Raw genomic sequence first — 24369 nt, forward strand, 5'->3', positions numbered from 1 at the left:
TTGGATAAAGGCATGAGGAGCAAGGTTGGCATGAAGGCTCATTCGAGCAGGATATCGTCGGTCAGTTTTGAAGGCTTTCGTCTGGATACGACGAACGAATGTCTTTGGCGGCTGGCTTCCTCCGGCACGGCGCCCGAGCGCATCGACCTGACACGCAAGACCTTCGGCGTGTTGCGGTTTCTGATCGAGAATCGCGGTGCGCTAATTACTCATGACGCGCTGCTCGAAGCCGTGTGGCCCGATGTGCACGTGCAGCCCGAAGTCGTGAAGAGCCACATACAGACGATCCGGGCGCGGCTCGGCGATAGCGCGCAGCGCCCTCGCTACATCGAAACACTGCGTGGACGCGGCTATCGTTTTGTCGCGCCCGTAGAGATTCCTGTCACGGAGCTTGTGCCGGCTGTGAACGGGGAGAGCTTCGGCGGCTTTGCCGGGCGCACGAGCGAATTGCAGCAACTGTGCGCCGCCATGGACCAGGCCCGATGCGGAAACACTCAGGTCGTGGTGGTTACCGGTGAACCGGGCATCGGCAAGACAGCGTTGCTCAGGCAGTTCGTTGCCGCGCAACGGTTCGAACGTGACGACGCGTGGGTTGCCGAAGGGCATTGTGTCGAGGGCTATGGCGGCACGGAGCCGTTTTATCCGGTTCTGCAGGCGCTCGGCCAACTGTGCCAGGGAACCGGCGGCAGCGAAGTCGTGAAAGCGCTGGTGACGCTCGCGCCCACGTGGGCATGGCAGCTCCCGGGCCACGTGGCGAGTCAGGTGCGCGAGTCCCTGCATCGGCAGCTTCCTGGCGCGTCGCGCGAACGCATGCTGCGGGAGATCCGGGGCTTGCTGAGCTCCCTGACGCAGACGCAACCGCTGCTTCTGATATTCGAAGATCTTCATTGGGCCGACTACTCGACCGTCGATTTTCTGGCGGCGCTGGCGCGCCAGCCAGGCGCGCTGCGTCTGATGGCTGTCGTCACTTACCGGCCGGACGAAGCGGCGCTGACCGAACACCCCATCGAGCAACTGCACCACGAGCTTGCACTGAGGGGGCTATGCCGCGAACTGGCGCTGGGTCCATTGCCTCGCGATGCCGTGCTTGCGTGGCTGACAGACCGCGATCACACCGACCCTGCCGAAGAAGAACTGTCTTTTCTCATCGCGCAACGTTGCGGCGGCAATCCGCTGTTTATGCGGGCGACGCTTGCCGATCTCGTGGAGCGCGACATGGTCCGCAAAACGGTGACGGGCTGGCGGCCGCTCGCGCCACTCGCCGCGATCGGCGCGGCAGCGCCACACACGATAACCCGGACGCTCGAGGGCAGAATCCGGCGCCTCGGCGCCGACGAACGGAATCTGCTTGAAGCCGCCAGCGTGGCAGGACTCTGCTTTTCATCGGCGACCGTGGCCGAGGCCGCGGGGCTGTCGGCGGAGCAGTTCGACGATCTGTGCGAGGCCCTGGCACGCACTCAACGCTTTATTCAACGTAGCGGCGTAAAGCGCTTCCCCGACGGGGGAACTGCGGCGACGTTCTGTTTCGACCATGCTCTCATTCGTCACGCATTCTATGGGCGTCAAGGGCTGACCCGCCGCTCCCGTTTGCATCGGCAAATCGCGGAACGGCTCGAGGCGATCTACGCTCGCGATCAGCGAGCCGAGGTGGCATACGAGCTCGGACATCATTTCGCCGACGCGCGAGACTGGCTCAAGGCGATCGACTACTTACGCATTGCGCTGCAAACCGCGAAGGTTCGGTTTGCGTATCGCGAGGCGCAGTCGATTCTCGATTTTGCCGCCTCGCTCACCACCAGGTTGCCGGCTGATTTGCGCCCGTTGAAAAGCTTTGAGTTTGCCGAGGCGCGTGCGTCGCTTTACGCAGCGGCGCACGATCCGCGCGCCGAGGCCGCCTGGATCGAACTGGAGGAGCAGGCACGCACGATTGGTCGGCTCGATGCGCAATTGCGCGCCATGCTCGGCCTGGCCTACGTTTTTAGCTGGAGCGACCGGCAACGTTGCATCGAGGTGCTCAACGATGCGCTGACGCTCAGCGCATCGCATCCTGACCTGCGCGTCAGTGCGCTGGTGCGCGTGAGTGCCTACGTACGCCGTATCTGGACCGACGGCTGGTCGCATGCCGATCTGACCGAGTGCGAGACGGCGATGCGTGCGCTGCGCGAGACGGGGGATCCCTTGCTGATCGCCCGGGCGAATATGGAGCACAGCATGCTGTGCATCATTTCCACCCGCTATCGTGAAGCACTCGGCACGGTACGGGCGAATTACCAGATCCTCTTTGAGCATGCGGTGGAACATCCGGGCTTCGACCTCGCGAGAGCGACGTGGATGGTCCGGCTGGGTACGGCGTGGGCTCAACTCTTCCTGGGAGAGTTGGGGCGCTCGATGGAATCGTTCGAGCAGGGCATGGCGTCGTACCACGAGAATGGCGACTATTTTGCGGCTCGCACACTCGAGGTCTATCGGGGTTGGTTGTTCGTGCACACAATGGACTACGAGTCAGTCATTGACATGTACGAACGCTTCGTGCCGGCTTCAAACTCCTCCGATCGAGCGGTCGAAGCCGACGCCGGCGCGCTGCTGCCCGTGCAACACCGTGCGTGCATCGTACTCGCGGGCCTCGCGTATATCGGACTGGAGGACGGCGCGCGCGCCTCGGCGCTATTTGCTGAAGCGCAACGGCAACTGGACGCTACACCCATCATGTTCGACTGGTACTGGCGGCTGGCAATCGAATGGGGTACCGCCGAGGCCGCAATGATGGCGGGCGACCATCGCACCGCGAGATCGCGCGCCGAGGCGTTCCTCAAGCTCGCCCTCGCCACCGAAGACCGGACGTGGCAGGCGCTTGCCTGGGACATCGTTGCGCGAGAGGCGCTCGCGAGTGGAGATCCGGTCATTGCACGCGAGCATATCAACGCGGCGTTCGCGGCCACGGAAGGCTTCGAAACCCCGCTGGCGGACTGGCGGCTTCATCGTACGGCGGTGGCGATTCACGAGGTCTGCGGCGATGCCGAACAGGCGGATGTGCAGCAGCGCCATTTCATGTCGACGCTCGAGCGCCTGTCGAATTCCTTGCCGCGTGGTGGTCAGATCGGCCAGCGTCTGCTCGCTCTTTCAACAAGCTGATAGATGCTCCAAGCAAGAGGTGCAAGACATGAGACACGGGGGAGCCATCATGACGCCGATCCCCCCGCTGGGTGATATCGACCAGTAAGGAGTCGATGCAAGATAAGTGGGTCCTTCACCGATTGGCCCCTGTTTGGTTGTCTCTCACTTGCAGGAGTAGACTCGCCGGGGTTGCTCCTTGATACCACGCCGATCGTCGCCTTGCGCCGACAAGTGCATGGTGAACAGGATGGATCGAAAACACAGTTCGAGTGGCATCGGGAAATTTGAAAATGCGTCTGTCAAAGGTTGACCTGAATCTCTTCGTTGTCTTCGAAGCCGTCTACAGAACACGAAACCTGACGCGCGCAGCGGAAATGCTATTCATCACTCAGCCTGCTGTCAGCAATGCATTGTCGCGGATGCGCAAAACATTCGACGATCAGCTGTTTGTGAGTACGTCGGCCGGCATGATGCCGACGCCCGTTTCGGAAAACATCATCGGCCAGGTTCGTGAGGCGCTGCAGCTGCTCGACTCGAGTACACACGTCGGCGGACGCTTCGATCCCGGCTCGTCCGAGCGCACGTTCCGGCTCAGCATGACCGACCTCACGGAGGCGCTCCTTCTGCCCGCGCTCGAGGAGGTGCTGCAGCGGCTGGCGCCCGGCATCCGCATCGAGAGCTACTTCACGACGCGTAAAGAGGTTCCGGAAGCGCTAGCGAGCGGTGCAGTCAATCTTGCGATCGACGCGCCGCTGATTGACGATCCCTACCTCGAGCAGGAACCGCTCGGCCGCGACCGCTATGCCTGCATGCTGCGTCGCGATCATCCGTTTACAAAGAAGAAGCTGACGATCGACGACTACCTCAGCTTCGGTCACATCCACGTATCCAGCCGCCCCCAGGGATCGGGTCTCGTCGATGGCGAGCTGACCAAGCTCGGCGTCAGGCGATCGATTCAGACGCGGGTCCAACACTATCTGGTGGCCCCGTTGATTGCGATGCGAACCGATCTCGTCCTCACGGCCCCCCTCGTACTCCTCAAGCGCTATGACGCGCGAATCCTGGAACTGCCGTTCGATCTTCCGGATCTTCAGTCGCATGGCTACTGGCATCGAAGCGTGACGGGGGACCCGGCTCATCGTTGGTTGCGCGAGCAGGTTGGCCGGCTCATGCTGGAAATGAACCAGTAGCGCGGATCTACGGGGCAGGCGAGGGATGTGGGATATACGCCTGGTGTCACGAAAATCTATAGCCAACTATCACAACAATAAATTTCCTGAATGATGCGGCGCTGGGTATTCTGCTAGCCATGTTGACGCGAGGCTGGCATGGCAGAACTCTATCTTGTACGGCATGGTCAGGCGTCCTTCGGCGCTGACAACTATGACGAGCTATCACCTTCCGGTCGTACCCAATCGAGCTGGCTCGGCGAATACTTCGCGCAGGCGAACTTGCGGTTCGATCGTGTTGTCATCGGCACGATGCAGCGGCATCGGCAAACCGCCGACGCCATTCTCGCCGCAATGGGCGGCCCGCCAATCGAGCTCGCGCAAGACGCGGGTCTGAACGAATACGATTTCGAAGCATTGTTCGCGGCCGTGGGCGATGAGGGCTTGCCGTCAGCTCTGTCCGCCACCAGTTCAAAGAAGGACTTCTACAAAGGGCTCCGGCACGTGCTGCAGCTCTGGGCCGATGACAGCTTGCCGGGTGCTGTTCCTGAGACATGGCGGCAATTCCAGACGCGTGTCCAGCGTGCGCGCAACGACATTCAGCGGGCTGGCGGCAGACGCGTTATGGTGGTGAGTTCGGGTGGCCCGATCGCGGTCACTGCCCAACAGGTTCTGCAGGCGCCCGCTGCGAGCGCGATTGCACTGAACCTGCAGATTCGAAACAGCAGCGTTTGCCAATATGTTTTTAACGACGACGCGATGTCGCTCGTCAGCTTCAATTCCGTGCCGCATCTCGAACATGCCGAGAGGCGTGAATTTGTCACCTACGGCTGACCTCAATCCGGATTCCTGCTAGATGAACCACCCCAGTCTCCAGTTCGACATCGACGATCTCACACGTTATCTGACGGTGCACGTGCCCGGGTTTCAAGGGCCGATGACCGTCGAGAAATTTCCCGGCGGCCAATCCAATCCGACGTTTCTTTTGAAGGCGCAAAGCGGAAGCTATGTGTTGAGACGTCAACCTCCCGGCGATCTGCTCAAGGCTGCGCATGCGGTTGATCGCGAGTTTCGTGTGATATCGGCGCTCGGCCGGACACCGGTCCCTGTCGCCCGCGCGTATCACCTTTGCGAGGACCGCGATGTCATCGGCAGCCTGTTTTACGTCATGAGCTACGAAGACGGGCGAATCTTCTGGAACCCGGCGCTGCCCGAAGTACCCGTCGAGGAACGTGGCGCCATCTATGACGCACTGCTTGGCACAATGGCCGCTCTCCACGACGTGGACATCGACGAAGCCGGATTGTCCGACTACGGCCGCCCGGGCAATTATTTCGAGCGTCAGATCGACGTTTGGACCAGGCAATATCGCGCCGCGCAAACCGATACGTTGGCGGCCATGGAGTCGCTGATCGAGTGGCTGCCTGCGCACTGTCCGGCGGAAACGGGAAAACCTTCGCTCGTGCACGGCGACTTCCGTATCGACAACATCATCTTCATGCGCGATGCGCCTCAAGTCCGCGCCGTTCTCGATTGGGAACTCTCCACGCTCGGCAATCCGTTGGCTGACATCGCGTACTTCTGCATGTGTTTGCGGCTTCCGCCCGGCAGCCATATCGCCGGACTCGCAGGCTTGAATCGAGGCGCGTTGGGCGTGCCGGATGAGGCGTCGATTGTCGAGCGATATTGCGCGCTGCGGGGCATTTCGTCGATTGAGAACTGGAACTTCTACCTGGCGTTCAGCTTCTTCCGACTCGCCGCGATTGCACAGGGCGTGAAGAAGCGGGCCCTGGGCGGCAACGCATCGAACGAAAAAGCGCGGCAGGTGGGGGAGATGGCCGGAGCGCTTGCGAAGATGGGCATTGACCTGATCTGAAGACAGGCAGGAAATCGGAACGTAGAAATAGGAATACTGATCGTGACTACAAATCTGTTTGACCTGAAAGGAAAGATTGCGCTGGTGACGGGCGCGAGCCGGGGTATCGGCGAAGAGATCGCGAAATTGCTCGCCGAGCAGGGTGCCCACGTGATTGTGTCGAGCCGCAAGCTGGAAGATTGTGAATCCGTTGCAAGCGAAATCAAGGAAGCGGGCGGGAGCGCCGAAGCGTACCCGTGCCACGTGGGGCGTCTCGAGGACATCCACGCGATCTTCCAGCATATTCGGGCACGGCATGGCCGGCTGGACATTCTCGTCAACAACGCGGCGACCAATCCGTATTTTGGCCACATTCTCGATACCGATCTGTCGTCCTTCGAAAAGACGGTGGAAGTCAATCTGCGCGGTTACTTCTTCATGTCCGTCGAGGCGGGCAAGTTGATGCGGGAAAACGGCGGCGGCGCGATCGTCAACACGGCTTCGGTCAATGCATTGCAGCCTGGCGACAGACAGGGCATCTACTCGATCACCAAGGCCGCCGTTGTCAACATGACGCGGGCCTTCGCGAAGGAGTGCGGACCGTTGGGGATCCGGGTGAATGCGCTGCTTCCCGGACTGACCAAAACCCGCTTTGCAGGGGCGCTGTTCGCAGATCAGGCCACGTACGAGAGCTGGGTGTCGCAGATTCCGCTGCGACGTCATGCGGAACCTCGCGAGATGGCGGGTACCGTGCTGTACCTGGTGTCCGACGCTGCGAGCTATACCAACGGAGAGTGTATCGTCGTCGACGGTGGACTGACGATCTAGTCATGGGGTCGAGGCACGGTACTGGCCACGTCGTTGGTCGATGCCTCGACAACGCCAATCAGATTATGGAAGAGTAAAAATGGACTTTGCATACAGCCCGAAAGTCGAAGCGCTGCGTACTCAGGTGCGTGCGTTCATGGACACGCATATCGTTCCGCGCATCCGGCAATGGCACGATGAAGTGAGTGCCGGTCAGTATCCGGTTTCCTTTATGGAGACCTTGAAGGACAAGGCGCGTGAAGAGGGTCTCTGGAACCTGTTCTTGCCGCATCTGCGCGATGACGAGCCCGGTACCCGCCTGACCAATCTCGAGTACGCGCCTCTCGCTGAGATCATGGGCCGGGTGTCGTGGGCGTCCGAGGTGTTCAACTGCAACGCGCCGGACACGGGCAATATGGAATTGCTGCATATGTTTGCCACGCCCGCTCAGCGCGAGAAGTGGCTCAAGCCCCTTCTCGACGGCAAGATCCGTTCGGCGTTCGCGATGACGGAGCCGGCGGTGGCCTCTTCGGACGCGACCAATATCACCACGTCGATTCGTCGCGACGGGGACGACTATGTGATCGACGGCCGCAAGTGGTTCATCACGAATGCAGCCCATCCGAATTGCCAGATCTACATCGTGATGGGCAAAACGGATCCGGACGCGCCGAGCCACAGTCAGCAGAGCATGATTCTCGTGCCCCGCGATACACCCGGCGTCAAGGTGATCCGCAATATTCCGGTGGTCAATCACGTGGCGCCGGAAGGCCACTGCGAGATCGAGTTCAAAGGCGTGCGCGTGCCGCGATCGAATCTGCTCGGTGAAGAGGGTAGCGGCTTTGCACTGGCGCAGGCGCGTCTCGGGCCGGGACGGATTCATCATTGCATGCGCTCGATCGGCGCCGCGGAACTGGCGCTCGAGTTGATGGTGGAGCGGGCCCAGGCGCGCACGGCATTCGGCAAGACGCTGTTTGAACACGAAACAGTCGCCGAGTGGATCGCGAAGTCCAGAATCGAAATCGATCAGGCGAGGCTGTTCGTTCTCAAGGCCGCGTGGATGATCGACAACGTGGGTGCGAAGGACGCGCGCAAGGAGATCTCGATGATCAAGGCGCTCGTGCCGACAGTTCACACCGCCGTATGCGAGCGGGCGATGCAGGTGTTCGGCGCAATGGGGCTGAGCCCCGACACGCCATTGGCCGACAGCTGGACGTGGGGCCGTGCATTGCGCTTCGCCGATGGCCCGGACGAGGTTCACTTGCAGAGCATTGCACGGATGGAACTCAAGACGCAGCCTTATGCGCCGGGCAAGGTCAATCCTTACCTGACGCCCTCGGTGTAACGGATAGCGCCAGGTTCAAGGGGCTCCTCCTTGCTGAAGAACCTGGCGTCGCCCTCACGCGTTCGCGCGTCCGCGCGGTCCGGTCTCGCGCATGAATATAGCGAGCACCATGGCAAGCACGATGCCACCGATCAGCCATGAACCGGCTGCCCGGAATGTAGACAGATCCATTGTGCCGCCGTTCGCATGGTGGGCGAGCAGCTTGCCGTACACCGGCGTGAGCAACGCGCTGAACGTGAACACCAGAAAATTGATCGCGCCGCTGGCGCTGCCTTTCACGTTGTCGGGGTTGACTTCCTTGATCACCGTGTAGGGCAGCATCGCCGCACCGGAGCCGATGCCGAGCAGCAGGCCGAGCACATATGGCGGCGCCACGCCGGCCGGCAGATAAAAAATGCCGGCGCCCGACACCAGCATCAGCAGCGCACCGCCGATCAATACCGGCTTGCGGCGGCCCAGACGGTCGGCCAGGTAGCCTAGCAGCGGGCAGCCGATCACCCAGCCGAGCGGTACCATGCTCGCGCGATTGACGGCCTCTCCATAGCTGACGTTGAGACCGCTGTGCAGGAATGGAATGCCCCAGATCATGTCGCCAATCGTAGTCGGCAGGAACAAAAGGCCGGCGCAGAAGCCGCAAAGGTAGGACTGCGGATTCGTGAGTACCTGCTTGTACGGCGCGAACATCTTCAGCCACGAGCCCTGGCTGGCAGGGCTGTTGTCATGGGCTGCCGGCGTCACGAAGAGCACCAGTAGGGCGATCACAAAGATCACGAGGCCGGACAGCCACCAGAACTGCTGCCATGTGATGACGCCGTGAATGAGCGGCGCGACGGCGAACTGACCCGCGGAACCGCCCAGCATACCGAAGCATTGAGTGAAGCCTACCGCCGTCGCAAGAGAGCGTGGCGGAAAGCCGTGCGTGGCGAGATACACCGCGCCGATAAAGCCACACGCCGACCCCGCGCCTTGCAGCAGGCGACCGACCTGCGCCGCCTCCACGCTGCCAAGGCCGAACAGCGCCGCCCCAACAGCCACGAGAACGATGCCGGCCGGAATGACCGCCTTGCCGCCGAGCCGATCGAGCAGCGCACCGCAAAGAATCGAGAACAGCGCATAGGTGTAGTAGTACAGGCCGACGAGCGCACCCACGCCCAGCGCATCGCGCGCGAACGCCGCACTCAGCTCGGGCACCATCACGCCCGGCGCTGAACGCAGCATGTACTGCATGAAGTAGAACGCGGCACAGAAAAGCCATGCGATGACGAAGCCCATGTGGATGGGCTCGCGTTCGGATGGAGCATCTACAGTGCCGACGATTTTGCTGGACATGGTTCGAATCCCATTGCGTGGATAACGGTCCCTATACGCGTGCGGACTGCATTACCGGAACAGATTGACCTTTGCGAGGTCGATGAGCTGCTGGCCGCGACCGTCCATGACGGCACGAAGCATGAACAGGCCGAAGTGGTAAGCCTGGTCGGCGCTGGTCGAGGGAGGCATCACGAGCTCCTGACGTGCGCTTACTACGTCGACGAGCGCCGGGCCCGGATGGGCGAACGCTTCGCTTAGCGCATCTTCCAGCTCCGCAGGGTGCTCGACGCGTATGCCTTTGATTCCGATCGCATTGGCCATCGCGGCGAAATTCGGATTCTTGAGGTCGCATCCCGTATCGACGAAGCCACTGGCCTTCATCTCCATTTCCACGAAGCCCAGCGTTCCGTTGTTGAGCACGACGACTTTGACCGGCAAGCCTGCCTGAATCAGCGTGAGAAACTCACCCATCATCATGGTGAAGCCGCCGTCGCCCGACATCGAGATCACCTGCCGGTCCCTGAAAGCGGCCTGCGCGCCAATCGAGTGCAGGAGCGAGTTGGCCATCGAGCCATGATTGAACGAACCCACCAGGCGCCGCTTGCCGTTCATCTTCAGATAGCGGGCTGTCCATGCGATGGGGGTGCCGACGTCGCAGGAGAAGATGGCGTCCTCGGCGGCGAGTTCGCTGACGAGCCGGGTCACGTATTGCGGATGAATGGTGCTGCTGCCCGCTTCGGGCTCGGCCAGCGAATCCAGATTCGCGCGAGCCTTGCGATAGTCGTCGAGCGCGCGATTCAGGAAGCTGCTGTCCGCATTCTGCTGAACCATGGGGAGCAGTTCGGTGAGCGTGTCCTTGACCGTTCCCAATACGCCAAGCTCAATTGGGCATCGATTGCCGAGGGCTTCTGGCCTTGTATCGACTTGAGCGATCGTCACCCCCTCTGGATAGAACTGTCGATAAGGAAAATCGGTACCCAACATCAGGAGCATGTCGCAGCTCTTCATCGCGGAGTACCCGGAGGAGAACCCGACAAGGCCTGTCATTCCCACATCGAATGGGTTGTCGTATTCGATAAACTCCTTGCCTCGCAGCGAGTGCACGATCGGCGCTTGCAGCTTGCGGGCGAGTTCCACGACTTCCGCGTGCGAATCCTTGCAACCCGCTCCACAAAGCAAGGTCACGCGCGACGACTGGTTCAACAGAAGGGCGAGTTTCGCGATGTCGGCGTCCGCGGGGCGAATCATCGGAGCAGACGGTGCGCTCCAGCTCGGCACAGGTTTTGTGAGCGGGCCGAGCGCCACATTGCCAGGTATCACGACAACAGCCACGCCTTTGCGCGCAACGGCCGTCCGGATCGCACGGCCCAGAATCTGCGGCAGTTGGTCGGGGTGGGTGACGAGCTCGACGTAATGACTGCATTCCTTGAACAGCACTTCCGGATGAGTCGACTGAAAATAGTCGATGCCGATTTCCGAACTGGGAATATGCGCAGCGATAGCGAGCACAGGAACGCCGCTGCGTTGGCAGTCGAACAGGCCGTTGATCAGGTGCAGGTTCCCCGGGCCGCAACTCCCGCAACAGACTGCGAGTTGTCCTGTGAGATGCGCTTCGGCGCCCGCGGCGAAAGCCGCGCTTTCTTCATGCCGCATGTGAACCCATTCAATGGAACCTTCGCGACGCAAGGAATCCGTGAAGCCATTCAGCGAATCGCCCACCACGCCGAACACACGCTTCACGCCCGCATTGACCAGTGCACCAACCATGTAGTCGGCAGCTATCGTTGCCATTTCATATCTCCATAGATTAAGAATTCGCGGCCCATCGGATGCTTATGGGGAGGCAAAAGAAGCGCATTCCGCGTGAGTGCGTCGTCCTTTGGCGCAGGACGAATGAAGACCCGTTCGCCACGCGATATGTTCGATAGTAGCCGGCCGGTCCTAAGACGACCATTACATGAATCTGGAACATCGTGGCGAGGCAATTCTTGCTCCGCGCCGGTTGAGCAATGAGGTCAGGTATCCGAACTTACTGTGGACTACCGCGCTACATAAATATGTAATGTCGCGGCAAGGTGCGAAGTTATACCTTCTCGTCGTGCCATCGCGGCATCGTGAAACTCACGCTCAAGCTTCGCCGGGAAGCCGTTCGCATCCGCCTCGCCGATGCAACATCGACTCGACCTATCCACTAACCGGACGCTGACACGGTGGCCTTCGTGCAACCGTGCGGGTCCTCGCATTCTCGAAAATTGGAGCTACTCATGGCCCATGAACTGTTGACGCCCGACACGTGCGCGCTCGCGCTTATCGATCATCAGCCGCAGATGTTCTTCGGCACGCACTCGCACGAACGCACCACCATCCTTCACAACATTCAGATCCTCGCGAAGACCGCGAAGCTCTTCAAGGTGCCGACCGTTCTGACGACGGTCGCCGCCGATACCTTCAGTGGCCAACTGCTGCCGGAAGTGCAATCGGTGTTTCCGCAGATCAAACCGATCGATCGCACGTCGATGAATTCGTGGGAAGACAAGGGCTTTCGCGACGCGATCAAGGCGACGGGCCGCAAGAAGATCGTGATCGCGGGCTTGTGGACGGAAGTGTGCGTCGCTTTCCCGAGCGTGCAGATGCTGGCTGAAGGCTTCGAGATCTATGTGCCGACGGACGCCTGCGGCGATATCACTGGGGAAGCCCATGAGCGTGCCGTGCAGCGCGTCATCCAGGCAGGCGCGGTGCCGCTGACCTCGGTGCAGTTCATGTGCGAACTGCAACGTGACTGGGCGCGCGGCGAAACGTACGAAGGCTGCATGGAGATTTTCAAGGCGCATACCTCGTATGGCATCGGCGTGCGCTACGCGAAGCAGATTCTTGGCGGGCACGCGAGCTAGGCGAACTGATTGCCTCACGCCATTTTTCACGCGCGACGCGTTTGTCGGCGCGCGTGAAAGGCGTCTGACCAACCATCACGGAGAGCGACGATGACCGCACCGATTCAGCCCAGCCGCATTGCGGACCTGGTGATCTATAACGGCAAGATTGCGACGCAGGACGACAAGCGTTCGTTCGTGACGGCGCTCGCCATCGCGAAGGGCGAGATCGTTGCGAGCGGCAACGATCACGACATGATGCAATGGGCGAACGAGTCGACGCGCCGCATCGATCTGAAGGGACGCACGGTCGTTCCCGGGCTCAACGATTCGCATCTTCACATCATTCGCGGCGGTTTGAATTTCAATCTCGAACTGCGCTGGGATGGCGTGCCCTCGCTGCGCGACGCGCTAGAGATGCTGCGCGCGCAGGTTGCACGCACGCCTGCGCCGCAATGGGTGCGTGTTATCGGTGGATGGAACGAATTCCAGTTCGCGGAGAAGCGGGGCCCGACGCTTGAGGAGATCAACGCGATCGCGCCGGACACGCCCGTCTTCATCCTGCATCTCTACGACAGCGCGCTGCTGAACGCTGCCGCGCTGCGTGCGGTCGGCTATGACCGCGATACGCCGAATCCGCCGGGCGGCGAAATCCAGCACGACCGCCGCGGCAATCCGACCGGCATGCTGATCGCGCGTCCGAATGCGGGTCTGCTGTACGCGACGCTCGCAAAAGGACCGAAGCTGCCGCTCGACGACCAGTTGAATTCGTCGCGCCAGTTCATGCGCGAGCTCAACCGCCTGGGCGTGACGAGCGCGATCGACGCAGGCGGTGGCTACCAGTCTTATCCCGACGACTACGCCGTCATCATGGAACTCGCGAAGCGTAACGAGCTGACCGTGCGAATTGCGTACAACCTGTTCACGCAGAACGCGAAGCAGGAAATCGAAGATTTCGCGAGATGGGTCAAAGTCACCAAACCCGGTGACGGCGACGATTTCCTGAAGATGAATGGCGCCGGCGAAATGCTCGTGTTCTCCGGCGCGGACTTCGAAGATTTTCTGGAGCCGCGTCCGGACCTGCCGGACGTGATGGAAAGCGAACTCGAAGCCGTCGTGCGGCTGCTCGTGCAAAACCGCTGGCCGTTCCGGCTGCATGCCACTTACGACGAATCGATCGAACGCTTCCTCAACGTGTTCGAGCGTGTCAACCAGGACACGCCGTTCAACGGCCTGCGCTGGTTCTTCGACCACTGCGAAACCATTTCGGCGCGCAACATCGACCGCATTGCCGCGCTGGGCGGCGGCATTGCCGTCCAGCACCGGATGGCCTATCAGGGCGAATACTTCATTTCCCGCTACGGCGCCGAAGCCGCGGCGCATACGCCGCCTGTGCGCAAGATGCTCGCGGCCGGGTTGCCGGTCGGCGCGGGGACGGACGCAACGCGCGTCGCGAGCTTCAATCCGTTCGTGTCGCTGTACTGGCTTGTTTCGGGGCGCACGGTGGGCGGCACGCTGATGTACGCCGCGCAGGACCGGCTGGATCGCATGGAGGCGCTGCGCCGTTATACGGTGGGTAGCGCATGGTTCTCGAACGAAGAGACGAAGAAGGGCGCGCTCGTGCCTGGCCAGCTAGCCGATTTCGCGGTGTTGAGCGACGACTACTTCACGATGGAAGAAGACGGCATCAAGCATCTGAGCTCGGTGCTGACGGCGGTCAATGGGCGGATTGTCTACGCGGCCGAAGAGTTCGAAACGTTCGACCCGCCTGCGCTGCCCGTTAGCCCCACGTGGTCGCCCGTCGCGGAGTACGGCGGCTATGCGCGCTATCGTCCTGCGGTGCCGCTGGTGCAGTCGTGCAATGACGCATGCGTGAACCTGTGCGGTGTGCATCGTCACGCGCATGCGTGGGCATGGCGCAGCAACGTACCCGCAGGCGACGCGAACGCGTTCTGGGGCGCGCTCGGTTGCAGTTGTTTCGCGTTCTAGGAGCAGGCAGGCGATGAAGCGTTTTCTCACTTTCGATGTGGCGCTGCTGTTTCTGCGCGTCACCGCGAGCGTGCTCGTGCTGCTCGTGCATGGACTGCCGAAGGCAATCCACTACACGAGTCAGCTCGAGGCGATCGAAGACCCGTTTCATCTCGGCAAGACGCTGACATTAGGCTGTGCGATCTTCGCGGAGGTCGTGTGCCCGCTGCTGATGATCGCGGGCATCGCGACGCGGCTTGCCGCGCTGCCGATTATGGTGGTCTGCGTGGTCGCGCTGGGTTTCGTGCATCGCGAATGGACGTTGGGCGAGGCGCAATTCGCGTGGATGTTGCTGATCATGTTCGGAACCATCGCGATCGGCGGTGCGGGACGCTACCGGATTGCGCTGCCGCGGTTCGTGCAACGGCAAGCCTGAGCGCACGGCGCGTGAGGATCGAATCATGCCATATCTGATCTCGCTGGGAGCTGGCCTCGTGGTCGGTCTCCTGTACTACCTTGTGCGGGTGCAATCGCCCGCGCCGCCGCTCATCGCGCTTGCCGGGCTGCTCGGTATTGTGATTGGCGAGCATGCGATTCCGTTTGTGCAGGCGCGCATACGCACGCCCGATGCACAAACCCAAAGCGCGCCGCCCGTTGCCGGCACCAAACCGACACCGTTATGCAAAGAGGATCAGTAGACGCGGTGGCGTGGTTCGCTGCGCAACCCGGTCAGGTGCCCGGCGAAGACACGTGTCTTGCCTTGATAGCGGGCTATGTCGACACGCTCGGCTTCGTCGCGCTGTTCGGCCTTTTCACCGCGCACGTGACCGGCAACTTCCTTCTGATCGGCGCGGCGCTTGCGCACGGGGGGCATGGCCTGCTGATCAAGTGGCTCGCTTTTCCAGCCTTCGTCGCCGGAATCGTGTTCGCTCGCATGCTTGACAACAGGCTGCTGCATCGCGAACCGTCAGTACGCGCACACGCGTTGTACGTGTTGCAGGCGGTGCTGCTGGCGGGCTATATGACGATGGGCCTGCTGGCTATGCCTGTCACCGATGCCGATGCGCCGCTCACCATCGCCTGCGGCCTGCTCGGCGCGGCGGCGATGGGCGTGCAGAATGCGCATGGGCGGTTGACGACGCGCGCCGTGGTCGCGAACACGGTGATGACAGGCAACGTTACGCAGGCCGTGATCGACGGATTTGATCTGCTGTTTTCATCCAACGACCTGGCCGCGCGGCAGGCGGCGCGCAGCCGGTTGTTGCGCATACTGCCGCCCGTCGCCGGTTTTGCAGTGGGCGCGTGCGCGGGCGCGGCGGGCTTTCTGCTCGCGTCATTCTGGGCGCTGCTGTTGCCGCTCGCCGCGTTGTGCGTGCTCGCCGTGCTGGTGCGCAGGACGGGCACGCCACAGGTCGGAACCTGATTGTGCCGCGCAACGCTGCGGCATCCATTACCAGCCAGGAGTGTTTTCTATGAGTACCGTCAAGATGGTTCGAGTGTTGCGGGCCGCTGTCGTTTCGATTGTGTCGATAACGGCGCTCGGCATGGCGCTGGGCGCCTCGCCGGTTTTCGCCGAGGCCGATCATCAGAACGTAGGCAAGAGCCTGCCGGTCGTGTCGGTCGGTCCGCAGTACGACACGACGCACGTTTATGTGGCGACCCAGGACATCGACGCGTTCGTCGACAGTTTTGTCGCGACCTTCGGCGGCACGGCTTCGCCGCGCGCCGTGTTCACGGTTACGCCGACGCCGAGCAAAACGGCTTCGCAATACGTGCGGACGCCGGTGGGCATGCTGTCGGTCTTCGCATTCCAGACGCCAATACCGTATCCGTTCGGCAGCGAACGCACGGGCTACCTGGTTACCGATATGGACAAGGCCGTTCGTGCCGCGCGCGCCGCGGGCGCGGACGTGATCGTGGATACGTTCGACGATCCGATCGGCAAGGACGCGGTGATCCAATGGCCCGGCGGCCTGAACATGCAGTTGTACTGGCATACGAAGGCGCCTTCGTACGGTCCGCTCGAGACGGTGCCCGACAATCGCGTCTATGTGTCCGCGCAATCCGCGGATAACTTCATCAAGCGCTTTGTACGCTTTTCGCACGGCAAGGTCGTGTCCGACAACCGTCACGCGGACGGCGGCGAAATCGGCCGATCCGGCGAGACGATCCGGCGCGTGCGCATCACATCCGGCTTCGGCACCATGCTCGTGTTCGCGACCGACGGCAAGCTGCCTTATCCGTTCGGCCGCGAAGTCACCGGCTATCTGGTCGCCGATCTCGACGCGACGCTCACGAAGGCGCAGGGCGTCGGCGTGAAGGTGCTGTCGCCGGCGAACAGGACAGTTGAAGGGCGCACGGCAATGGTCGAATTTCCCGGCGGCTACGTCGCCGAGATTCACGAGCTGGCGAAATGATGCAGCTTCGCTCGCTGAAGCGCGCGACGTCGAAGGCGGCTGCCTGCGCGGCGCTCGCGGTGTGCGGATGGGCAGACGGCGTGGACGCGTTCGCCGCCGACAACGCGGCGGATGCGGTTGCCGGCGTGGCCGCTGCGCCTCAATGCACCGTGAAGCGGCCGTCGCCGCTGTCATTCAACCACTGGCAGGAAGACTGGTCGGTGCTGGCCAATCCGTGCGTGCCGCGCGAGCCGTTCGATGCGCTCAAGTACATCTCGCCCGGCAGCGATCCGTCGACCTATCTGTCGCTCGGCGCGACCCTGCGTGAACGCTTCGAACTGAACAACACGCCACTCTTCGGACTCGGCGCCGCGCGACCCGACAGCTACGTGATCGAGCGCGCCGAAGTGCATGCCGATGCACGCATCGGCCAGCATGTGCAGGCGTTTTTCCAGCTCGAGGATGCGCGGCCCTTCGGCAAGGATGCCGTTTCGCCCGTCGACAAGAATCAGCTCGACATCGAGCAGGCGTTCGTCGCGTTCGTCTATGGCGTAGGCGGAGGCACGTTCAAGGCGCGCGTCGGGCGGCAGGAGATGGCGTTCGACTTGCAGCGGTTCGTCTCGGTGCGTGACGGGCCGAACGTGCGTCAGGCGTTCGACGCGCTGTGGGCCGATTATGAAATCGACAAGTGGCGCTTCATCGGCTATATGACGCAGCCTGTGCAGAATCGCGACGTCACGGCTTTCGACGACGTGTCGAACCGGCATCTCACGTTCAGCGGCGTGCGCGTGGAACGTGCGAACACGGGGCCAGGCGATCTGTCAGCGTACTGGTCGCGCTACAACCGCGACAACGCACGCTTTCTCGATGCGGCAGGCACCGAGCATCGCGATGTATTCGACGTGCGTTACGCGGGCAAGGTCGCGTCGTTCGATTGGGATGGCGAATCGATGGTGCAGACAGGGCACGTCGGCAAGGACACCATCGGCGCGTGGGCGTTCGGCTTGCTGGGCGGCTATACGCTCGCAACGGTGGCGGGGTCGCCGCGTTTCGGTTTGCAGGTCGACGGCGCATCGGGCGACCGGCATCCGGGCGATGGACGCGTCGAAACCTTCAATCCGTTGTTTCCGAACGGCTACTACTTCACGCTGGCGGGATACACCGGCTACAGCAATCTGATTCATGTGAAGCCGTCGATCACCTTCAAGGTATCGCCAAAGCTCACGTTACTGACGGCACTCGGTTTCCAGTGGCGCGCGACGACGGGCGATGCGATCTACGGTCAGGGGATGGCCGTGGTGCCCGGCACGGCGGGAAAGGGAACCCGCTGGACGGGTATGTATGCGCAGATTCGCGCGGACTGGCTCGTCAGCCCGAATGTCGCGCTCGCGCTGGAAGCAGTGCATTTCGAAGTCGGCGATTCGATCCGCGCGTTGGGGGCGCGCAACGCGGACTACGTGGGCGTCGAAGCGAAGTTCGGATGGTGACCGATGACAGGAGGGGGCCCGCTCAACGCTTCGAGCGGATCTGAATCTTCAGAAGCCTTCTTCCAGAGAGACCGCTTCGAGGACCGTGGCCAGAATCATCGCTTCGATGTTGAGTGGTGTAGGTTGAACCCGCTTGGGTCGATACACGGCATGGCCTCTCTTGATGGCCTGGCCACTCAGGGCGCAAACTCCGGCTTTCTTCGCGACGCAACGCCGCCAATGCTGCTCGCCGTAGCAGCAGGACGTCGCGTCGCTCCACGCAACCGTTGCCGAGCTCCGTCCACGGCGCTCCAGCACCCGGATGACGCATTCGCGGAAGTCGCTTTCGCCGCCCTGCGGGCGGAGGCAACTGGACACAACCGGTGCCTGTGTTTCGCCTTCGTTCGAGAGAAGCGCCATGGTTGACTGCCACGTTCTGTCTGTTTCAATGGGAGCTTGCATGATACGGTTCCTCGATTCACGTTAGAGCTAACCCTCGACCTTGACTGGATGATAGGTAGCAGACTGGCGGGCCGCTATTACATGATTGTGGAGGGCGTCCCTCGTTCGCCCTCCAGCACCGTGCTCCGCTCAGCGACTGGTCGCTCCACTGATCTCGACATCCGGACACGCGGCGTCATCGCTCGGGACTGGCAGGACGACGCTAAAGGTCGATCCGTAGCCCTGATTATTGGCGGCAGTAAGAGAACCCTCATGCGCTTCGATAATGGAACGCGACACCGCAAGCCCGATGCCCATGCCCTTGCTCTTGGTCGTGACGAATGCGTCGAATATGCTGTCGTCGCCCACGATGCCCGAACCGTTATCGATCACCTTGAGAAGCACGGATCCGTCGTGAAGCGCCCTTGCGGTAATGAGAATCCTGGGCGTGCGCCCGGAGTTTTCCGTGGCCTCTATGCCGTTCGTGATCAGATTTAGCAGGACCTGCTGAATCTGTATCTGGTCGACGAACACCGGCGGCAGGCCATCGGGCAAATCGAGGTCGATGTCGGCGGTATGTCTGGTTTCGTCTTGCCGTAGCAGCCGCACGGATTCGAGGACCATGTCTTTCACGTTACGCTTGCACTTCTGGAATGATTGGCTCTTGAACAGTGCGCGGATGCTTTTCATCGTCTCATCGGCGGAATGGGCATCTCGAACGACGCTTTCCGCGGACGTCCTGGCCTCACTTAAATTGGGCGGGGATGCTGCGAGCCACCGATTGCAAGCCTGCGCATTGGCGATAACGGACGTGAGAGGCTGATTAAGCTCATGCGCAATAGAGGCGGAGAGTTCTGCGACGGTGGCAATCTGGGTTGCCCGTGCAAGTTCAGCCTGAGTGTGCCTGAGCCGGTCCTCTGCACGCTTGCGTTCGTCAATGTCAAGACTGAGGCCATACCATTGAACAATGTTGCCGTCGACGTCCCTCATGGCTTCGCCAATGTGCTGGTACCACCGGTAAATCCCGTCGTTTCGGCGAAGCCGCGCAGCGTGGCAGTACGCCTCGCCAGTCTCGACCGAGTGTGTCCACGCTTGAACCATGGTGTCCAGGTCGTCAGGATGGCAGGTCTTCTGATAGCCGCCGCCCGCGAGCTGCGAAAGATCCATGCCAACGAATTCGACGATTTTTCGATTGATGTAGGTGAGCCCCCCTTGTGGGTCGTTGCTCCAGAGCATGGCGGGGATAGTCTCGATCAGTTCGTGTAGCTGGTGCTCCCGCTGTTCGAGCACAGCTTCCGTTTGCTTGAGATCGTCGATGTCTGTACATACGCCGAACCAGTGCAGGATCTGTCCGCTTTTGTCGCGAAACGGTTCGCCGCGAGCGAGATACCAGCGCAGTGCGCCATCGGCGCCTGCAATCTGGTACGTGTCCTGATACGACACACCTTCGTGGACAGCTTGCCGCCAGCGCGAGCGGACACGAAGACGGTCCGCTTCCGGGATGCGGCGAAGTAACATTTCGCCGTCGAATTCTTCCTCGCTCGCGCCCATGAAGGCGAGCATTTGGCGGCTCCATCTGTCGACTTTGCCTTCCGGTGTGGCTCGCCAGATCATCGCGGGCAATACGTCGACGAGTCTTCGCAAATTGATCTCTTCCGTGCGAAGAACCTCCTGAGCTAGCTGCCGCTCGTGGATATCCGTCGAAAGTCCATACCAGTTCACGATATCGCCGTTGGCATTCCGCATGGGCGTGCCTTTGCATTGAAACCAGCGATACGTGTTGTCAGCCGCGCGGAACCGATGGACCGAGTCGTAAGGTCTCCCGCTAGCGCGGGAATCTTGCCAGGCCTCAAGGGTTGAGGCTGCGTCATCCGGGTGCACCAGGTGAAGCCAGCCGCGCGTTTTCAGATCCTCAAACCGTAGGCCGGTGTAGTCCTCAGCGCGTTTGTTCACATATTCCAGGCGGCCATGAGCGTCCGTCCGCCAGAGCAGGCTGGGAACATTCTCGATCAGCCAGTTCAGTTGCGCTTCCCGCTTGCGGATCAATTCTCTCGACTCGCTTGCCGTTAGCGCCTGTCGAACCTCGAGATCGACATCGTCATCCTTCGAGTGGGCCGTCGAGTCTGGCGGTTGGGTGTAGCGGATGTGCCGCGGGCGTCGGGAGACCAGCTCGGCACAAAGCCATGCCGCGCCGATCGCGAGGGCGCAACGGCCGATCGAGCCGGAGGACAGAGGAGGGTGACCGGCGGTCAACATCGTGCCGGCGATCCCGAGCGAGACGAAACCCGCGGCGAGACGCCCAAAGCTGCGGTCGAAAAAGTGCGCGACCAGAACAACCATGACGAGGCCGAAGCAGCCGGTGACCGGTTCGAGTAAGCCTGCCATTGCTGACGTGCCCGCGATGGCGACGCTGAGGGCGGCAAGCCGGGACGAGCGTGGTATCAACACGGTAAGCATGTCAACCTCGGAGTTCGTCGACGTATTGAATAGTGCTACTCCACATTTTCACATCAATGGCGGGATTTTCCAGCGAAAAGCTCATTAGCTCGCCAGGCGAGCGGAGAGGGTTGACGGTTACTTCATCTCGTACCGCGAGGTCTGATCGTGCGTGCTGTTGTGGCGCGAATCGATTACGAGGCAATGGTGGAGATAGGTCATACCATTGCAGATGGGTGACTTTTCGGGAACTGCCGGTCAGGCAAGCTCAGGAAAAAGATCAGGGGAAAAAAGATCAATTTAGAACTTTGCGTCGGATTGCACCATTACATATTCATGTCGCTAACTCATGTTGCCAACTTCAGCATGCAGCTAGTCTGAACCCACAAGGCCGAGGTCCCGTGCACGCGCAACGGCTTGAGCGCGCTTGTCGACGCCGAGCTTCACGAAGACGCTTTTCAGATGAGATTTGACGGTTTCGGCGCCAATTCCGAGCACATTCGCGATTTCCTTGTTCGACTGTCCGCGCGCAATCAGGTCGACGATTTCACGTTCCCTTGAACTCAGCGACCCGCGCTCGGTATCGCGTCGACGGTGGCCGCCTGGCTGATAGAGAATCCGCGCGCCGTCGAGCAGATGATCGACGTAGGCAATCAGCTCGTTCGAGTGCTCCTTCTGCTCCGCGTCTTCACGAACGGCGTCCAGCAGCAATCCGATGTTCGGCCCTACGTCGAGAATGGACTGGTACACGCCTGCGGGCGCGGCGACCTTCAGGACTTCGCGAAAGATCGCGGTCGCACGGGTGCGTTCGTTCGCGGCCAGCCAGACCAGCGCAAGCATGGTTCGCAGGCGTAGCGCCTCGAAATCCGCATGGCGTCGTTCGGCGCTCCGCAGCGCGGCACCCAGCACCGTGGTGGCCTCTTCGGTCCGCTGTTGGGCCGTAGCAACAGCGGCCGCTGCGAATGCGCGATAGTTCTCGATCTCGAGCGAGATGGAACGCGAAGGGTGGGCGTTGGGGGCCGCCATCTGATCGAGTTGCGCGACGCACGCAGCCGCTTCGACCATCCTGCCTTCCGCAAGATAAAGCCGTGTGCGTTCAACCAGGGCGGCGGCGGTCATGCGGTCCCATTGCCGTTCGCAACTCAACGCCTGGCCCCGGTCGAGCAATGCGTACGCCTGCGTCACGTCCGAACGCGCGACGGCGATCCGGATGAGGAGGCGGTAGGCAATCAACACGCTATCGAGCAGGACCGCAACGTCAATGACCGGCATTAACCCGGCAACCAGCGTTTCAGCTTTGTCCAGCCGGCCCTGTTCGTACCAGATCTGGCCGATCATCGGTGCGCATAGCGCCACCGAGATCGAATCGGGACCGGCATGCCTTTCGGCCAGTTGCATCGATTCCGTGAAATACCGTTCGGCAAGCCCGAAGTGCAACTGTTGCATCTCCGCGTGTCCCAGCAGGCATTGCCGGTAGACCGAAGAGTACAGATTGCGCTGATTTTCTTCGGCTGAATAGGACATCCACGGCGTTGCGTAAAGCGCTTCGAGATTGCCGGCTTTCCAATGGGCGAAGCGCACGACGTTGGACGCCACATTAGTGGTCCAGATATCGGTGGTCGGCCGCTCGATGCATGGTTCAGCGATAACGAGTGCGCGCTCGGGATCGTCCTGCAGACCCGCGACGACCGAGCGGATCGCCTGGCATTCGCGCCGGATGTCTTTGGCTTCGGCGCCCGTGTCGGACGCGAGACCATGTTCGACTACATCCAGCATCGCGAGCGCCTCTTCGAAATGCATGGCGAGCGCCATGCCCCAGGCGATCGCCAGCGTAACCTTCACCTGTGCACCGGCCAGACCGGCGGGAAAGCGGCGCTGCAAGTCGAGCAGCGTGAGCAGGTCGCCTTTCTTGACCAGCGCCATCGCGCACCGCTCCATCAGACGAATCGCGTTATCCGTGTTGCCCGCGGCGATCGCGTGTCTGACTGCCTCCGTCCACAACTCCTGATCGGCATACCACGCACACGCACGGCAATGCAGTTCCGCCACCTCGTCGGCGTGCAGTGCCTCGAGTTGGGCCCGCAAGTATTCGCCCATCAGAGGGTGATAACGGAACCATTGCCCATTGTCGTCGAGCGCCTGCAACAGCAACTGCGCCCCGGCGATTTCGTCCAGCATCGGCTGGCTCGTGCGCAGGCCCGTCACCGCCTCGCAGAGCGGCGCACTCAACCGGTCGAGTATCGACGTGCGCAGCATGAACCCGACCATGTCGGGGGACAGGCGCTCGAACATGTACTCGATATAGGCGGCGAACGGCCGCGACCTACCGGAAGGCGCATCACGCTCCCGAACCGTCTCGCCATCCTTGCGCGATAGCATGGACATCTGGATGCGCAGCGCCGCAGCCCAGCCCTCCGTGCCCGCAAAGAGCGTCTGGATGGTCGAAGCGTTCAGCTCTCCGGGCAACGTGCGTTCGACAAAGCGCCTCGTTTCGTCGAAGTCGAAACGCAACACCGACCCGTCGATTTCCAGCAGATCGTCTCCTGCTCTCAGCCTCGCGAGCGGCAGCGGCGGATCGGTGCGGCTGCAGAGGACCACATGCACATGAGGCGGCGCCTTTTCGATCAGGAACGACATTGCATCGTGTACGGCCGGCAGGCGGACCTGGTGATAGTCGTCAAGAAACAGGACGACCTCGTCGTCGACTTCGACAAGCTCGTTGACCAGTGTGGAAACGACGGCGTGCAACGGGACGAATGCGGCGTCGGCAGTCAGGCTGATCGCCGCGGCGCCGACCTTATCGCAGGCATGCCGCAACGCGTGCGCCAGATAGTTGAGGAAGCGCGCGGGTTCATCGTCTTCCGTGTCGAGCGACAGCCACGCCACTAATGCACCGTTCGCGCGCAACCGGTCGAGCCAACTGAGCGCCAGCGAAGTTTTGCCGAATCCGGCGGGCGCCTTGATCACGGTAAGACGTTTGTTCGCGGCGCGCTCGGCGAGGCCGGCGAGCCGCGGACGCGCGATGAGATCGACCGGCACGCGCGGCGGAACGACCTTCGTTGCGAGGAAAAGGTGCAGTCCGCTCGCGGACGTCTCTCCAGTCACACGCATGTTTCAGTCACCCATTGTTTTAAGCCAGCCAATTGTTGGGAGGCGCGCTTGCCACCCCTCATTTGTAGAAGCACTCCCCC

The 24369-nt window shown here is 61.6% G+C and carries 18 protein-coding genes; 13 read left to right on the plus strand and 5 right to left on the minus strand.

Translation table 11 applies throughout. The features are described from left to right. Positions 1-12 precede the first annotated feature (12 nt). The 6 genes from KHO30_RS13565 to KHO30_RS13590 all read left to right on the plus strand — a co-directional run bounded on the left by KHO30_RS13565 (position 13) and on the right by KHO30_RS13590 (position 8290). Positions 13-3132, plus strand: a complete 3120-nt coding sequence (locus KHO30_RS13565; protein ID WP_211701277.1) for an AAA family ATPase — start codon at positions 13-15, stop codon at positions 3130-3132. A gap of 272 nt (positions 3133-3404) precedes the next feature. Then, positions 3405-4304, plus strand: coding sequence for a LysR family transcriptional regulator (locus KHO30_RS13570; RefSeq protein WP_093639927.1), 900 nt, complete (start codon positions 3405-3407; stop codon positions 4302-4304). 138 nt (positions 4305-4442) lie between these two features. After that, positions 4443-5117, plus strand: a complete 675-nt coding sequence (locus KHO30_RS13575) for a histidine phosphatase family protein (protein WP_211701278.1) — start codon at positions 4443-4445, stop codon at positions 5115-5117. Between the two features lie 22 nt (positions 5118-5139). Then, positions 5140-6159 (plus strand): phosphotransferase, encoded by a 1020-nt coding sequence (locus KHO30_RS13580; RefSeq protein WP_211701279.1) that lies wholly within the window; start codon positions 5140-5142, stop codon positions 6157-6159. Between the two features lie 42 nt (positions 6160-6201). Then, on the plus strand, positions 6202-6966 hold the full coding sequence (locus KHO30_RS13585; protein ID WP_093639918.1) for an SDR family oxidoreductase: 765 nt from the start codon (positions 6202-6204) through the stop codon (positions 6964-6966). Positions 6967-7045: 79 nt separating this feature from the next. Next, positions 7046-8290: an acyl-CoA dehydrogenase family protein gene (locus KHO30_RS13590; protein ID WP_211701280.1), complete on the plus strand. Its 1245-nt coding sequence runs from the start codon at positions 7046-7048 to the stop codon at positions 8288-8290. A gap of 54 nt (positions 8291-8344) precedes the next feature. On the opposite strand, the gene KHO30_RS13595 is transcribed toward KHO30_RS13590, so the two are convergent. Beyond that, entirely contained in the window at positions 8345-9619 is a 1275-nt protein-coding gene (locus KHO30_RS13595; protein ID WP_093639911.1) for an MFS transporter, read from the minus strand. A gap of 51 nt (positions 9620-9670) precedes the next feature. Further along, positions 9671-11392, minus strand: a complete 1722-nt coding sequence (gene poxB / locus KHO30_RS13600) for a ubiquinone-dependent pyruvate dehydrogenase (RefSeq protein WP_211701281.1) — start codon at positions 11390-11392, stop codon at positions 9671-9673. Positions 11393-11865: 473 nt separating this feature from the next. Here poxB and KHO30_RS13605 point away from each other — a divergent pair, with 473 nt between their 5' ends. The 7 genes from KHO30_RS13605 (at position 11866) to KHO30_RS13635 (ending at position 18322) form a co-directional block, all read left to right on the plus strand. Beyond that, a complete protein-coding gene (locus tag KHO30_RS13605; RefSeq protein WP_093639905.1) occupies positions 11866-12492 on the plus strand; it encodes a hydrolase in 627 nt (208 codons plus the stop codon). A 90-nt stretch (positions 12493-12582) separates the two neighbouring features. Beyond that, positions 12583-14460 (plus strand): amidohydrolase, encoded by a 1878-nt coding sequence (locus KHO30_RS13610; RefSeq protein ID WP_200652267.1) that lies wholly within the window; start codon positions 12583-12585, stop codon positions 14458-14460. Between the two features lie 13 nt (positions 14461-14473). Continuing rightward, entirely contained in the window at positions 14474-14875 is a 402-nt protein-coding gene (locus KHO30_RS13615) for a DoxX family protein (protein ID WP_200619104.1), read from the plus strand. Between the two features lie 25 nt (positions 14876-14900). Next, on the plus strand, positions 14901-15137 hold the full coding sequence (locus KHO30_RS13620) for a DUF1427 family protein (protein WP_200619105.1): 237 nt from the start codon (positions 14901-14903) through the stop codon (positions 15135-15137). Then, positions 15119-15862 carry a YoaK family protein gene (locus KHO30_RS13625; protein WP_093639893.1) on the plus strand — a complete coding sequence of 248 codons (744 nt, stop codon included), beginning with the start codon at positions 15119-15121 and terminating at the stop codon, positions 15860-15862. The genes KHO30_RS13620 and KHO30_RS13625 overlap by 19 nt, the downstream gene beginning before the upstream one ends. A gap of 49 nt (positions 15863-15911) precedes the next feature. After that, on the plus strand, positions 15912-16856 hold the full coding sequence (locus KHO30_RS13630; protein ID WP_211701282.1) for a glyoxalase: 945 nt from the start codon (positions 15912-15914) through the stop codon (positions 16854-16856). Continuing rightward, positions 16856-18322 (plus strand): alginate export family protein, encoded by a 1467-nt coding sequence (locus KHO30_RS13635; RefSeq protein ID WP_408285755.1) that lies wholly within the window; start codon positions 16856-16858, stop codon positions 18320-18322. The genes KHO30_RS13630 and KHO30_RS13635 overlap by 1 nt, the downstream gene beginning before the upstream one ends. Positions 18323-18370: 48 nt before the next feature. Here KHO30_RS13635 and KHO30_RS13640 read toward each other — a convergent pair whose 3' ends face one another. The 3 genes from KHO30_RS13640 to KHO30_RS13650 form a co-directional block, all read right to left on the minus strand. Next, positions 18371-18763: a DUF3331 domain-containing protein gene (locus tag KHO30_RS13640; protein WP_093639885.1), complete on the minus strand. Its 393-nt coding sequence runs from the start codon at positions 18761-18763 to the stop codon at positions 18371-18373. Positions 18764-18892: 129 nt separating this feature from the next. Beyond that, complete coding sequence (locus KHO30_RS13645) at positions 18893-21199, minus strand: PAS domain-containing sensor histidine kinase (RefSeq protein WP_211701284.1); 2307 nt, start codon at positions 21197-21199, stop codon at positions 18893-18895. 351 nt (positions 21200-21550) lie between these two features. Continuing rightward, positions 21551-24289, minus strand: a complete 2739-nt coding sequence (locus tag KHO30_RS13650; RefSeq protein WP_211701285.1) for a winged helix-turn-helix domain-containing protein — start codon at positions 24287-24289, stop codon at positions 21551-21553. Positions 24290-24369: the final 80 nt, after the last annotated feature.

The organism is Paraburkholderia aspalathi (assembly GCF_905220735.1).
In the GTDB taxonomy this organism is placed as follows: domain Bacteria; phylum Pseudomonadota; class Gammaproteobacteria; order Burkholderiales; family Burkholderiaceae; genus Paraburkholderia; species Paraburkholderia aspalathi.

Bases quoted from the DNA above. Each gene is read 5' to 3' on its own strand.
- KHO30_RS13610 (WP_200652267.1), top strand. From the start codon at position 12,583: ATGACCGCACCGATTCAGCCCAGCCGCATTGCGGACCTGGTGATCTAT.
- KHO30_RS13635 (WP_408285755.1), top strand. From the start codon at position 16,856: ATGCAGCTTCGCTCGCTGAAGCGCGCGACGTCGAAGGCGGCTGCCTGC.
- KHO30_RS13640 (WP_093639885.1), bottom strand. From the start codon at position 18,763: ATGCAAGCTCCCATTGAAACAGACAGAACGTGGCAGTCAACCATGGCG.
- KHO30_RS13645 (WP_211701284.1), bottom strand. From the start codon at position 21,199: ATGCTTACCGTGTTGATACCACGCTCGTCCCGGCTTGCCGCCCTCAGC.
- poxB (WP_211701281.1), bottom strand. From the start codon at position 11,392: ATGGCAACGATAGCTGCCGACTACATGGTTGGTGCACTGGTCAATGCG.
- KHO30_RS13620 (WP_200619105.1), top strand. From the start codon at position 14,901: ATGCCATATCTGATCTCGCTGGGAGCTGGCCTCGTGGTCGGTCTCCTG.
- KHO30_RS13580 (WP_211701279.1), top strand. From the start codon at position 5,140: ATGAACCACCCCAGTCTCCAGTTCGACATCGACGATCTCACACGTTAT.
- KHO30_RS13570 (WP_093639927.1), top strand. From the start codon at position 3,405: ATGCGTCTGTCAAAGGTTGACCTGAATCTCTTCGTTGTCTTCGAAGCC.
- KHO30_RS13575 (WP_211701278.1), top strand. From the start codon at position 4,443: ATGGCAGAACTCTATCTTGTACGGCATGGTCAGGCGTCCTTCGGCGCT.
- KHO30_RS13615 (WP_200619104.1), top strand. From the start codon at position 14,474: ATGAAGCGTTTTCTCACTTTCGATGTGGCGCTGCTGTTTCTGCGCGTC.
- KHO30_RS13595 (WP_093639911.1), bottom strand. From the start codon at position 9,619: ATGTCCAGCAAAATCGTCGGCACTGTAGATGCTCCATCCGAACGCGAG.
- KHO30_RS13590 (WP_211701280.1), top strand. From the start codon at position 7,046: ATGGACTTTGCATACAGCCCGAAAGTCGAAGCGCTGCGTACTCAGGTG.
- KHO30_RS13630 (WP_211701282.1), top strand. From the start codon at position 15,912: ATGAGTACCGTCAAGATGGTTCGAGTGTTGCGGGCCGCTGTCGTTTCG.
- KHO30_RS13650 (WP_211701285.1), bottom strand. From the start codon at position 24,289: ATGCGTGTGACTGGAGAGACGTCCGCGAGCGGACTGCACCTTTTCCTC.
- KHO30_RS13625 (WP_093639893.1), top strand. From the start codon at position 15,119: ATGCAAAGAGGATCAGTAGACGCGGTGGCGTGGTTCGCTGCGCAACCC.
- KHO30_RS13605 (WP_093639905.1), top strand. From the start codon at position 11,866: ATGGCCCATGAACTGTTGACGCCCGACACGTGCGCGCTCGCGCTTATC.
- KHO30_RS13565 (WP_211701277.1), top strand. From the start codon at position 13: ATGAGGAGCAAGGTTGGCATGAAGGCTCATTCGAGCAGGATATCGTCG.